Genomic DNA, 13,367 nt, shown 5'->3' with positions numbered 1-13,367 from the left:
TTCGCGCCAGGTGTGGGCGAGGGAGACCATGATGGCCCAGAGGGCGGGTTGGACGACGTCGACGCGGTCGAGGGGGGTGTCGGTGTCGCGGAGGACGTCGGTGAGTGACCAGTCGACGTAGGGGGCGAGGGCTTGTTCGCAGCGCTCGATCCATGCGGTGAACACCGCGGACTTGCCGAGGAGTTCGGCTCCCATGCCGGGCCACTGCGAGCCCTGCCCGGGGAACACGAACACCACCTTGCCCGGAGCGGTGGCGGTGCCGCGGACCACGGCGGGATGCGCCGTGCCGTCGGCGAGCGCTGCCAAGGCCTCGGCGCGTTCCGCGACGCTCGCACCGAAGACCCCGGCCCGGACCCCGAAGTGGTCCCGGGCCACTGCGAGCGTGTGGCCGACGTCAGCGGGATCCGTGTCCGGCTGCGCGGCCAGCTGCTCACGCAGGCGACCCGCCTGCTCCCGCAGCGCACGCTCGTCGAGGGCCGACAGCAGCCACGGGGCGTCGAGGTGCTGGTCCTCCGTCACCTGGTTCCGGGTGTCGGTGGGCGGTTGTTCGAGGATGACGTGGGCGTTGGTGCCGCTGATGCCGAAGGAGGAGACGGCGGCGCGGCGGGGGCGGTTGTGGGTGGGCCAGGGTTGTTGTTCGGTGAGGAGGGAGACCGCGCCCGCCGTCCAGTCGACGTGCGGGGTGGGCTCGTCGACGTGCAGGGTGCGGGGGAGGGTGCCGTGCTGCATGGCGAGGATCATCTTGATGACGCCGGCGGCGCCGGCGGCGGCCTGGGTGTGGCCGATGTTGGACTTCATCGAGCCGAGCCACAGGGGCAGTTCACGGTCCTGTCCGTAGGTGGCGAGCAGGGCCTGGGCTTCGATGGGGTCGCCGAGGCGGGTGCCGGTGCCGTGGGCTTCGACGGCGTCCACCTCGGAGGGCTGGAGGCCGGCGTTGGCGAGGGCCTGGCGGATGACCCGCTGCTGGGAGGGGCCGTTGGGGGCGGTGAGGCCGTTGGAGGCGCCGTCCTGGTTGACCGCCGAGCCGCGCACCACCGCCAGGACCGGGTGGCCCAGGCGCCGGGCGTCGGAGAGCCGCTCCAGGACGAGCAGCCCGACGCCCTCGCCCCAGCCGGTCCCGTCCGCGTCGGCGGAGAACGCCTTGCAGCGGCCGTCGGGGGAGAGACCACCCTGCCGGCTGAACTCCACGAAGATGCCGGGGGTGGACATGACGGTGACGCCGCCCGCCAGCGCGATGCCGCACTCACCGCGTCGCACCGCCTCGGCGGCCAGGTGCAGGGCGACCAGCGAGGAGGAGCAGGCGGTGTCGACGGTGACCGCGGGGCCCTCCAACCCCAGGGCGTAGGCCACCCGGCCTGACGCGACGCTCGTCGTGACACCGGTCAGCCGGTACCCGTCGGTTCCGTCCGAGGGCTCGTGCAGCCGCAGGCCGTAGTCCTGAGCCATCGCTCCGACGAACACCCCGGTGGCGCTGCCGCGCAGGCCCCGGGGATCGATCCCGGCCCGTTCGAGCGCCTCCCACGAGGTCTCCAGCAGCAGCCGCTGCTGCGGGTCCATCGCCTGCGCCTCGCGCGGGGAGATCCCGAAGAACTCCGCGTCGAAATCGGCCACGTCGTAGAGGAACCCGCCCCGGGACGTCGCCGAAGCGGTCATCAGGTCCGGGGCCCAGCCGCGGTCGGCAGGGAACGCCCCGACCACGTCCCGGTCGTCGAGGAGCAGCTGCCACAACTGTTCCGGCGTCGACGCACCGCCGGGAAGACGGCAGGCGAGACCGACGACCACCACCGGGTCGTCGTCGCGCGTCGTCGTGCGGTGGGCCCGTACCGGCTCGGTGACCGTCGTGCCCCGCATGCGCTGAGCCAGGTGCTCGGCCAACGCGACGGGCGTCGGATGGTCGAACACCGCCGTCGCGGGCAGCGCCAGGCCGGTGGCCTTGGACAGGCCGGCACACACCTCCGCGGCGCCCACCGAGGTCAGCCGCTGCTCCCGGAACGGCGTCGTGTCCTCGACCGCCGCCGGAGCATCCAGACCCAGCACCACCGCGGTGTGCCTGCGCACCAGGTCGAGCAGGACCTCGCGCAGGTCCGCGTCGCCCTCCTGCCGCAACCGCAGTGCCAGCGCGGACTCCTCACCGGTCGCCTGCGCGTCGACGGTGTCGAGCCAGTGCCGAACGCGCTGGAACGGGTACGTCGGCACGGGCACCCGGCGCGCGCCGGTGCCGTCGAACAGCGTGGTCCAGTCGACGGCGGTTCCTGCGGTCCAGGCCTCCGCGACCGAGGCCGTCAGCCGCGTGCGGGAGCCGTCGTCGCGGCGCAGCGTGCCGATCGCGGTGACCGCCGCCCCGGACCGGTCGGCGGCGTCCTGGATGTGCACGGTGAGCACCGGGTGCGGGCTCGGTTCGACGAACACCGCGTGGCGGTCCAGCAGCGCTTCGACGGTCGGATGGAACAGCACCGTGCGACGCAGGTTGCGGCACCAGTATTCGGCGGTGAGTTCGGTGCCCTCCAGCGCGGTACCGGTCACCGTGGAATGGAAGGCGATCTCGCTCTTGCGCGGAGCGATCGGGGCCAGGGCTTCGATCAGCTCGTCGGTGATGGTGTCGACGTAGGACGAGTGCGAGGCGTAGTCGACCGGCACCCGCCGGACCCGCACCCCGTCGCCCTCCAGCCGGGCGAGCACCCGCTCCAGCGGTTCGGAGGGGCCGCTGATCACGGTGGACCGCGGCCCGTTGAGCGCTGCCAGACTGACCTCGGGGTACCCGGAGAGGAGGTCGTGCAGCTCGTCGGCCGCCAGCGCGACCGATGCCATGCCGCCCTTGCCGGCCAGGTGGCGGGCGATGATCAGGCTGCGCAGCGCCACGACCCGGGCCGCGTCGGAGCGGGACAGGATGCCCGCCACGGTCGCGGCGGCGATCTCGCCCTGGGAGTGGCCGACGACCGCGGCCGGCCGGACGCCCAGCGAGGCCCACACGTCCGACAGCGCGACCATCACCGCCCACAGCGCCGGCTGCACCACGTCGACCCGCTCCAGGTCGGCGGGGCGACCGTCGCGCAGCACCTGGTCGAGCGACCAGTCCACGAACGGCGCCAGCGCCTCCGCGCACCGGGCGATCGATTCGGCGAAGACCGGCGAGCTGTCGAGCAGTTCGGCGGCCATGCCGGCCCACTGCGACCCCTGGCCGGGGAAGACGAACACCGGACCGGCCGGGTTCGAGGCGCGTCCGGTCACCACCGACCCCGAGGGCATCCCGGACGCGATCGCGGCCAGCCCGTCGCGCACCGGGCCGACGGCGGTGCGGTCCGCCCCGAGCACGACGGCGCGGTGCTCGAACTCCGAACGCGTGGTGACCAGCGACCACGCCACGTCGAGCAGGTCCGGGTCGCCGTCGAGGGCGGACGCGAGCCGTGCCGCCTGGGCCCGGAGCGCGCCGGCGTCCGCGGCGGAGAGCACCACGGGCACCGGGGACGGGGCGGTGCCCGGGGCACGCTCGGTCCGGCGCGGCTGCGGCGGAGCCGCCACCGCGATGTGGCAGTTGGTGCCTCCGATGCCGAAAGAGCTGACGCCGTACACCGCGTCGGCGGGCGCCGCCTCGACCGAGGTCTGTACTCGGAGGTTCAGTTCCGCCAGCGCGATCCGCGGGTTCGGGGTCCGGAACCCGGCGGTCGGGACGAGGGTCCTCGCCCGCGCGCACAGTGCGGTCTTGATGAAGCCGGCGATGCCCGCCGCCGCCTCCAGGTGACCGATGTTCGACTTGATGGACCCGACCCGCAGCGGATCGTCCGCCGCCCGTGCCGCGCCGATCACCGAGCCGAGCGCGGTGGCCTCGACCGGGTCGCCCGTCGGCGTGCCCGTTCCGTGCAGTTCGACGTGCACGACCGCCGCGGGGTCCAGGCGTGCTCGGCGGTACGCCGCCCGGATGGCCTCTGCCTGGCCGTCGGCGGTCGGGGTCACCAGCTGCTCGCCGCCGCCGTCGTTGGTGACGGCGCTGCCGCGGATCACGCAGTAGACGTCGTCGCCGTCGGCGAGCGCGGCCGCCAGCGGCTTCAGCACGACGGCGCCGCCGCCCTCACCCTGGGCGAAGCCGTTCGCGCGGGCGTCGAAGACGTGGCACCGCCCGTCCGGTGACAGGGCGCCGAGCCGGTTGGCGGCGATGGCGTGATGCGGGGTCATCCGGAGGGCGACGCCGCCGGCGATGGCGATGTCGGATTCGCCGCGGCGCAGGCTCTCGGCGGCGAGGTGGACCGCGACCAGCGACGAGGACTGCCCGGCGTCGACGATGAGGCTGGGCCCCTTCGCCTTCAGGAAGTAGGACACGCGGTTGGCCACGATGGAGCGCTGGGAACCGGTGAACGTGTGCGCCGTGATCGCCTCGGTGCCCCGGGTGCGGACGAGCGTGCTGTAGTCGTCCGTCGCGACGCCGAGGAACACGCCGGTGCGGCTTCCGGTCACCGACGGTCCGGTGAGCCCGGCGTCCTCGAGCGCCTCCCAGCTCAGCTCCAGCATCAGCCGCTGCTGGGGGTCCATCATCGCGGCTTCCCGGGCCGGCACCCGGAAGAACCCGGCGTCGAAACCGGCGACGTCGTCCAGGAAGGCTCCGCGCCGGATGACACCGGCCTCCGACTCCGACAGGCCCGCCAGGGCGTCGGGCTCCCAGCGTCCGTCGGGCAGCGGTGCCTCGACGGCGGTCCCGGCCGTCAGCAGCGACCACAGGGCGTCGGGGCCGTCCGCTCCGGGAAATCGGCAGGAGACGCCGACCACCGCGATGTCGGCTTCGTGGCGCAGCGACATCCACATCCTCCTTCATAGGGCACCGCGCACATCGGACCGGGCGCGTGGCCCCGGTCGGCGGGCGTGCGGGCGAGCCCGCATGAACGGTGTTTGAACGGCTTGGCTGGGAGCGGGGAGACCGGCGTTTCGTGACATTGACGATCGACTTGAGCCGAAGGCGAGGATTGCCTTTGCGCACTATGCCCCGTACCTATTTTTTCTACAAAATAGACTCCGATATGTGAAGTGAACCTTGGTACACGGACGGCGGTTGACCTGCGGAATCGTCTCGTACAAAGGTCCACTTGACGCCTCTGCGGAATATCGCGTAGAACACCTTTCAACATCGACCGAGTGCGTCGGAGGAGTCCGGCGTGAGCGTCTTCACACGTGCGCATTCGAGGGACATGGGGGTGCTGAGTGCGCATTGAACTGGACACCGACAAGTGCCAGGGGCATCTGCGCTGCATGGACCTGGCTCCGGAGCTGTTCGACTGCAACGACCTGGGCTACGGCACGTTGCTGTCGAGCGGGCCGATACCCGAGGAACTGGAGCCGGTCGCACGCCGCTGCGCTGCCAATTGCCCGGAACGGGCGATCGCTCTCCACCCCGTGGATATCCGGTGATGGCTGTGCGGGTGGAGAGATCCGGCTGGCGGTCGGGACGAAGAAGAAAATCTGACAGTGTCGGGAAGGGGTCGGTGTGACATCAAATCCGGAGAAGACGGGCGACAGACCGGAAACAGAGGTCCAGGACCGCGTGGGGAAGGGCCCGCTGTGGTACGTCGCGGCGATATCCTGTGTCGCCTACTTCATGGTTCAGTTCGACAACGCGGTCGTGAGCATCGCGCTGCCGTCCATCCAGCGCAGTCTCAGCCTGGATGTGACCGGGCTCCAGTGGGTCGTGAACTCCTACAGCCTGGCGTTCGCCGGGCTCCTGCTGCTGAGTGGTCGTCTGAGCGACCTGTTCGGCCGGCGTGAGGTCTTCCTCGCAGGGCTCTGGCTGTTCACCTTCGGCAGCGTGCTGGGCGGGTTCGCGCAGAACGGCTGGGAGCTGGTGGCGGCGCGCGCGTCGCACGGCGTCAGCAGCGCGATCCTGCTGCCGGCCTCGCTCGGCCTGATCATCGCCGCCTATCCGGAGAAGCACCGGCGGAACCGGGCGATCTCGGTCTGGGGCGCGGCCAGCATCATCGGCGGCGTCAACGGCGCGGTGCTCGGTGGTGTCCTCACCCACCACTGGGGCTGGCGCTCGACCCTGTTCTTCTGCCTGCCGATCGGCTGCGTCCTGCTGTTCTTCGGCACCCGGACGCTGACCCGCCGGGTCTCGGTGGCGCGCACCGGCATCCCGTCCCTGGACCTGCCGGGAGCGCTCTGCGTGGTGAGCGCGGTGACCGCCGCGGTGTACGCCACCATCGGTCTCAAGGACCACGCGTGGCTGTCCGCCCACACGCTGCTCTCGTTCGCCGTCTCGATCCTCTTCCTGGTCGCCTTCCTGGTGATCGAGTCGCGGTCGAAGCAGCCGATGGTGCCGCTGGGCATCTTCCGCTCGCGGACGATCTCGATGGCGAACCTGGTGTCGTTCGTGGCCACCACCGCGATGGCCTCCCAGGTCATCCTCGTCGTGCTCTACATCCAGAAGGTGCTCGGCTACGACCCGCAGGAGGCGGGACTGGCCGAACTCCCCGGCGGTCTGACCACGTTCGTCGTCGCGATCCTGACCGCGCGGTTCGTGAAGCGGATCGGTGCGCGGCCGATGCTGATCGTCGGGCTGCTGGTGTACGCCGCCGGTGTCGTGTGGATCGCCCGGGTGCCCGTGCACGGTGACTACTGGGGCGCCATCTTCTTCCCGATGGAACTGCTGTGCGCCGGCATGGGCCTCGCCCTGCCGTGCATGACGATCACGGCGACCGCCGGGGCCCCCAAGGAGAGCGCGGGCCTCTACTCGGGAGTGGCCACGACGACGCGTCAGATCGGCAGCGCCATCGGTGTCGCGGTGTTCACGAGCATCGCCGCGACGGCCAGCATGAGTGCCACCGGGAGCAAGCAGGCCGTGCTCGCCTCCGGCTACCGCACGGCGCTGCTCGCCGGTGCCGTGGTCTCCGTCGTCGCCGCCGTGCTGGCACTCGCGATCCCCGGTGAACGCCGGCAGGAGGTCCGGGAGGACGTCCGGGCGGACGTCGAGGTGAACGCCTAGCACGTGATCGCCCCCCGTAGGGCCCACGGTCCGGCCGTGGGCCCTACGGGCGTCACGACGACCCGGCCGGGCGCACGCTCACCGGGGCACCGTGGCGGAGAACAGGTAGGTGGCGAAGGTCATGTCGAACGCGCCACCGAAGCGGTCGATGGTGTTGCCGATCTCGTCGAACAGGTTCTGCCGCACATCGGCCGGCAGCGCCGCGTGGTCGGTGTGCGTGCTGAGCTCGTCGAGCCACTGGTCCCGGGTGTAGGTCGCGCTCCACGGAACCGACCTGGCCGGCTCCTCCGTCATGTGCCGGAACGCGCGGGGGGATCCGGTCACCACGCTGAAGTCCAGCGGCAGGTCGCTGGACCGGCTCACGGCGTAGCCGAGGGTCAGCTTGGGGGTGCCGGGCGGGAGGACCCGCCGGTAGGCGTCGGCCAGGGCGTCCGCGAGCTCGTCCGGATGGAACCCCGCGCTCCAGAACAGGCAGAGCCGGCCCCCCGGCCGGAGCACGGACGCCGCCTTCTCCGCACTGTTGAACGGATCCATCCAGTGCCAGGCCTGCGCGCAGGTGACCCGGTCGAACTCCCGCCCGGCCGGCTCCCAGGTCTCGAACGGAACGATTTCGGTGGAAATGCCGTGCCGTTCGGCGACGGCGCTCATCCCGGGACTCATGTCGAGCCCGAGGACCCGGGCTCCCCGCTTGGCCATCTGGCGCGAAGCGATCCCGGTTCCGGAGCCCACGTCGAGTACCGACAGGGTGTCCGGGGAATCCCCCAGGATATCGTCGATGACGTCATCGGGATAGCTCGGCCGCGATCGATCGTATGCATCGGCCATCTGGTCGTACAGCTTTACCCGGTCCCGACGGTCCATCGATTCCCTCGCAGCTCTCTAGGGTATTCGGCTATACGCCTAATTCACTCATATCAAATTTCATTCGATTATGTACATTGCACCTTCGTCCACTGGTACGACGGGTGTCGCGCGGGCACGATCGTAGTATGTGCCTCCCCCCGGACGGTGCGATCCCAGCTTCGGAAAAGTCCCTGTACGAATCCGGAGAAGATTGTCCGCGGTCGGGGGAGGCCGCGGCCGCGGCCGAGATTCCAGCGGAATGTCCGGATTCGGACGGGGTCCTGCGGCCTGCCTCGAAAACCAGCGAAGTGGACCGGGAGTAAGCGGTGACGGAATCCAGCCAGGTAGCACCGGGTTCGGAAAACGAAGAGGAATACTCCGCGCCGACGGCGGTCCGCGAGTTCTGGCGGGAGGCCCCCGTACGGGAGGTCACCACCGCGGACGGCGGCAAGGCGTGGCTGATCAGCGGCATGGCGGAGGTGCGGACCGTGCTGTCCGACCCCCGGTTCAGCCGGGCCGAGGCGCACCGCCGCGGCTCGGTGACCGGCCGCGCGGCGGTCTTCTCCCGGCCCGGGATGCACGACCTCGACCCGCCCGAGCACACCCGGCTGCGCCAGGCCGTGGCATCGGCGTTCAGCGTCCGGCGGATCCGCGCGCTGCGGCCGCGGGTCGAGCAGATCACCAGCGAACTGCTGGCCGGTGTGCACGAGTCCGGCCCGCCCGCGGACCTCAGCGCCGCCCTGTGCTTCCCGCTGCCGGTCGCGGTGATCTGCGAGATCCTGGGCGTGCCCTTCGAAGACCGGCACCTGTTCCGCCCGTGGTCGGAGCAGATCACCTCGACCAACGCCTACCCGCCGGAGCAGGCGATGGCGGCCCGGCGGGCGCTCGTCGACTACATCGGTGAGCTGGCCGCCGACGCACAGCGGTGCCCGGAGGGCAGCCTGCTGCGGGACCTGGTGACCGCGCGCGACGTCGATGGCCGGCTGAACGCGGAGGAGGTCGTCCAGATCGTCTTCGGCGTGCTGGTCGCCGGGCACGAGACGACCGCCAACATGCTGGGCAAGGGCCTGGTGGCCCTGCTGGACCACCCGGACCAGTTCGCGGCGGTGCGCGCCGATCCCTCGCTGGTGCCCTCCGTCATCGACGAGGTGCTGCGGTACGTGGTGCTGAGCCCGAGCACCGATCCGCACGAGGGCCTGCACCTGGTGACGACGACCGACGTCGAGCTGGGCGGCTTCACCATTCCCGCCCACAGCGTGATCCTCGCCAGCCCCACGGCCGCCAACCTGGACCCGAGGGCCTTCCCGGAGCCCGACCGGTTCGACCTCGGTCGGACCAACGCCGCCGACCACGTGGCGTTCGGGCACGGCCCGCACCGCTGCCTGGGCGCCCAACTCGCCCGGCTGGAGCTGGAGGTGGCCTACACCGCGCTGCTCCGCGAGTTCCCGGGGCTGCGGCTGGCCGTACCGGTCGAGGAGCTCGCTTACACGAGTGGGATGCTGCTCAAGGGACTGCGGGCGCTGCCCGTCACCTGGGACGTCTAGCAGCCGGCCCGGCCCGGCCCGAACAGAACCGAACCGAACGGGAGAGTGCCCCACGTGACCACGCGCGGTGCGGACAGGGATCTGTGGATCCGCCGCTACCACCCGGCCGACGAAGCGCGGGTACGGTTGCTCTGCCTTCCGCACGCGGGAGGCTCGGCAAGCTTCTACTTCCCGGTCTCCCGGGCCCTCTCGCCGCAGATCGAGGTACTCGCCGCGCAGTACCCGGGCCGTCAGGACCGGCGCCTGGAACCCTGCATCGACAGCATCCCCGAACTCGCCGACCGGCTGCTGCCGTTGCTCGTCGGGGAGTGGACCGACCGGCCGCTGGCCCTGTTCGGGCACAGCATGGGCGCGTCGCTGGCGTTCGAACTGGCCGGGCTGCTGGAGCAGCGGGCCGGGATCGTTCCGGCGATGCTGTTCGCCTCGGGCCGCCGGGCGCCGTCCCGGTTCCGGCCGGAGGACGACGTGCACCATCGGGGCGACGAGGCGCTGCTCCGCGACGTCAGACAACTGGCCGGCACGGACAGCCGGGTCCTCGGTGACGACGAGGTGCTCCGCATGGTGCTGCCCGCGATCCGCAGCGACTACCGGGCGGCCGAGCTGTACCGCCCGGAGCGGGTGCACCGGGTGAGCTGTCCGGTGACGGCGCTGGTGGGCGACCACGACCCCAAGGCGCCGCTGGACGACGTCCGGGCGTGGCACGAGCACACGAGCGGCGCGTTCGCCCTGGAGGTGTTCCCCGGGGGCCACTTCTACCTCACCGAGCAGGCACCCCGGCTGATCACGCGGATCGCGGACGTGCTGGCGGGTGCGTCGGCGGACCACTGACGGGACGGTACGACAGGAGCCGCGGGCCGACAACGGCCCGCGGCTCCTCGCATGGTGCGGTCGACGGGTGGACAGGTCGACCCAGCGGACCCGACGGAGCCCGGGCCGGCGCCCGCGGTGTGACCGGAGCGCCCCGGTGCCGGCCCATGTCCTCCGCGTCGTCACATGCTGCTGCCCCTGCCGGGAGACCGACAGGGGCAGCAGCATGTGACGACGCGGTGACCGCGCCGGCGTCAGTGCTGCCGGCGCGGTGGGTGGGCGGGCGGTCGTTCGGATCGGGAGCCCGCCCCCGGCTCAGGCCATCTGCTCCTGGTCCGCCCGGTCCTTACGGTCGAAGAAGGTGGAGTTGAACACCGGCTCCGACCCGAGGCGGGGGCCTTCGAGCGCCTCCGACTCGCGGCCGTCCGGGCCGACCGGCACCTCGCCGACCAGCGTGACCCGGTGCAGCACCCGCTCCACGTCGAGGTGGTCGAGGTCGCGCGGCGGGATGTGGCAGGTGGCGCGGTTGTCCCAGAAGATGACGGTTCCCGGGGCCCAGCGGAACCGCACCGTGTACTCGGGACGGGCGATCTCGTCGAAGAGGTAGCCGAGGACGAGACGGCTCTCGATGGGCGACAGGCCGACGATGTGGTCGGTGTAGATCGGGTTCACGAACAGGGCCTTCTGCCCGGTCCGCGGGTGCACCCGGACGAGCGGGTGGTGGGAGACGAGGGAGTTCTCCTCGACGCGCTTCTTGAAGCCGGCCACGCTGGGCTGCGGCATGCCGGACCAGTTGGCGCCGTACCGGTGCTCTGCGCGCAGCCCGTCCACGAACTCCTTGAACGGCTCGGACAGGCCGTCGTAGGCGGCCACCAGGTTCGTGTACTGGGTGTCGCCGCCGTAGTTCGGCAGCACCTCGGCACGGAGGATGGCACCGGCCGGCGGGTTGATGAACGGGGTGAGGTCGGAGTGCCAGCCGTTGTTGCCGGCGTAGGCGTACTTGCGCAGCTCCCGGGTGGCGTCGCCGCCGAGCTGCTTCTCGAAGCGGCGGTGCTGGATCGTGTAGATCTCCGGCGCGTCCTTGGGCGGCTCGTGGTGGGGGTGGCCGTAGGTCAGCTCGCCGAACTGGCGGCCGAACGCGGTCTGCGTCGCGTGGTCGAGCTGCTGGTTCCGGAAGATCACGACCTTCCACTCGTCAAGCGCCTGCTGGATGGTGCTGATCTGGTCGGCGTCGAGTGGGCGGGAGATGTCCACGCCCTCGATCTCGGCGCCGATGCGCCCGGCGGCAGGGTTGACGGTGATGCCAGTCATTCTGCGGTACCTCCGTGAGTGTGGCGGCGAGACGGGTCTCCGCTGCCGCGCTGTAGAGCGGGACGGCACTGTCGTCCGGACAGGCGCCCGCACCGGCCTTCGGCTGGGAGATCGCGGTGGCACCCAGACCTGGTCGGCGGAGATTCCGAGGTGTCGACGCGCAGCTGAAGCGAAGTCCGTTCCCGGCCGCCGAAGTCAAGGGATTCAGAATGCGATGTCGGGAACCGATCTGGTATCTGCTCTGCGGACGGCACGTTCCCCGGAGGCCGGGGAATCGTCGCGCGTGCGCGACCGAACGGGAGCCGGCGCGCCTTCCCGCGTCGAGCCGGTGACCTCCATATTCCCGCCCTATGGAATTCACCTTACAAAACCACAGCGTACGGTGCCCGGGGATGCGGCGGGAATGGAACCTTCGTACATGTGACGTGCGGTGACATCGGCCGGAGGGCTGCCGCACGGAAGTGGTCGAAGGCAAGGGGAAGTACGTCGTCCGGTTTGGCTTGATCAGGTACCCGTCAAGCGAAAACGGTATGGCCGAGTCGGGCTCGGAAGGTCTTCGCCGGGCCGGAGTTGGCGCACGGCGGGTTCGCGGACCGGAGATTTCTCCGATGGCCCGTCCTTGCTGCGCGGTGGCTCCCGCCAGCGTAAATGCCCACGGTGGGCCGTTCGTTCGAATGGAGACGGTCCGTCGGGTCCGAGCTCGGCCGAGTTTACCGCCGATGGCTTTCGCACAAACGCTCTTCATTCGGCCACTTCGGCGACTACGCTGCTACGCACCGAACTTCGGCTGGATCCCGCCGGTGGAGGGGGAAATCGCCGCCGGGGTCCGTCGCGTCTTGAAGCGCACCCGATCAGCCGGGGTACGCCCAACCGTTTCCTCATCCCAGAGATTGAGATCGTCATGCCGAGAACCACTTCGCTGGCCCGGAGAACCGCTGTCGCCCTGCTGGCCGCAGCGAGCTTCGCGACGGTGGCCGGATTCGCACCGGCTTCCGCCGCCACCGTCCCCGCGCCGCCCCGCGACGGCCTGACCGCCGTCGACGCCCAGCGCTCGAGTGCCGCCCTGGAGCGCAACAAGCGTGTCGCCGTCGAGGTGCTCACCCAGCTCTTCGAGAAGGGCAACGTCAAGGCCGCGGACCAGCACGTCCGCGCCGACTTCGTCCAGCACAGCCCCACCGTCCCCGACGGACGCGACGCGCTCAAGAACCTGGCCGGCGACCTGCACACGCGCTACCCGGGGTTCACGTACAACGTCAAGCGGGTCCTCGCCCAGGGCGACCTGGTCCTGGTGCACTCCAACCCCATCCAGGAGCCCGGAACCCGCGGCGAGGCCGTGATGGACATCTTCCGCTTCGACGAGAAGGGCAGGATCGCCGAGCACTGGGACACCCGCGAGGGCGTGCCGGCGACCACGGCCAACGGCAACGACATGTTCGGCACGGTCAGCAACCCGACCACGAACCAGCCGAGCGGGCCCTGCTGGCTGACGCCCCTCAGCCAGCAGGTCGTCCTCGACTACTTCAACACCCTCCTCATCCAGAAGAACCCCGACGCCGTCGGCTACCTCCAGCCGGAGTACTACCAGCACAACCCGTCCGTCCCCAACGGAACGGTCGGCATGCGCGACGGATTCGCCGAGTTCTTCCGCCAGTTCCCGAACGTGACCACGGATCTGAAGCGCACCATCGCCGACAAGGACTACGTCGCCGTGCACTTCCGCTACCGCCTCCACCCCGAGGACAGCGGCCAGGCCATCATGGGCATCTTCCGCGTGGAGAAGCAGGCGAACGGAGAGCTGAAGATCATCGAGCACTGGGACGTCATAGAGAACGTCCCGGCCACCTCCGCCAACAACAACACCATGTTCTGACGCCTCCCCGGATCCCGCCGGGATCCCCACT

The 13,367-nt window shown here is 70.7% G+C and carries 8 protein-coding genes; 5 read left to right on the top strand and 3 right to left on the bottom strand.

Annotation, left to right across the window (positions count from 1 at the left end):
- On the bottom strand, nt 1-4,788 hold a 4,788-nt coding region (locus ACIO5E_RS37305; protein WP_400676622.1), incomplete at its 3' end, for a beta-ketoacyl synthase N-terminal-like domain-containing protein.
- A gap of 399 nt (nt 4,789-5,187) precedes the next feature.
- Between ACIO5E_RS37305 and ACIO5E_RS37300 the strand changes: the two genes are divergently transcribed.
- Nucleotides 5,188-5,394 carry a ferredoxin gene (locus tag ACIO5E_RS37300; protein WP_400676620.1) on the top strand — a complete coding sequence of 69 codons (207 nt, stop codon included), beginning with the start codon at nt 5,188-5,190 and terminating at the stop codon, nt 5,392-5,394.
- Between the two features lie 76 nt (nt 5,395-5,470).
- Nucleotides 5,471-6,961: an MFS transporter gene (locus ACIO5E_RS37295; protein ID WP_400676618.1), complete on the top strand. Its 1,491-nt coding sequence runs from the start codon at nt 5,471-5,473 to the stop codon at nt 6,959-6,961.
- A gap of 78 nt (nt 6,962-7,039) precedes the next feature.
- Here ACIO5E_RS37295 and ACIO5E_RS37290 read toward each other — a convergent pair whose 3' ends face one another.
- Nucleotides 7,040-7,822: a class I SAM-dependent methyltransferase gene (locus tag ACIO5E_RS37290; protein ID WP_400676616.1), complete on the bottom strand. Its 783-nt coding sequence runs from the start codon at nt 7,820-7,822 to the stop codon at nt 7,040-7,042.
- Between the two features lie 308 nt (nt 7,823-8,130).
- Between ACIO5E_RS37290 and ACIO5E_RS37285 the strand changes: the two genes are divergently transcribed.
- Both ACIO5E_RS37285 and ACIO5E_RS37280 read left to right on the top strand, forming a co-directional pair.
- Entirely contained in the window at nt 8,131-9,348 is a 1,218-nt protein-coding gene (locus ACIO5E_RS37285) for a cytochrome P450 (protein ID WP_400676614.1), read from the top strand.
- A 54-nt stretch (nt 9,349-9,402) separates the two neighbouring features.
- A complete protein-coding gene (locus ACIO5E_RS37280; protein ID WP_400676612.1) occupies nt 9,403-10,176 on the top strand; it encodes a thioesterase II family protein in 774 nt (257 codons plus the stop codon).
- A 294-nt stretch (nt 10,177-10,470) separates the two neighbouring features.
- On the opposite strand, the gene ACIO5E_RS37275 is transcribed toward ACIO5E_RS37280, so the two are convergent.
- Nucleotides 10,471-11,466, bottom strand: a complete 996-nt coding sequence (locus ACIO5E_RS37275; protein ID WP_400676611.1) for a TauD/TfdA dioxygenase family protein — start codon at nt 11,464-11,466, stop codon at nt 10,471-10,473.
- Nucleotides 11,467-12,367: 901 nt separating this feature from the next.
- Here ACIO5E_RS37275 and ACIO5E_RS37270 point away from each other — a divergent pair.
- Nucleotides 12,368-13,336 (top strand): nuclear transport factor 2 family protein, encoded by a 969-nt coding sequence (locus tag ACIO5E_RS37270; protein WP_400676609.1) that lies wholly within the window; start codon nt 12,368-12,370, stop codon nt 13,334-13,336.
- Nucleotides 13,337-13,367 lie beyond the last annotated feature (31 nt).

It is taken from the genome of Kitasatospora sp. NPDC087314 (assembly GCF_044744365.1).
GTDB lineage: Bacteria > Actinomycetota > Actinomycetes > Streptomycetales > Streptomycetaceae > Kitasatospora.
This window is presented reverse-complemented; position numbering and strand designations above follow the sequence as displayed.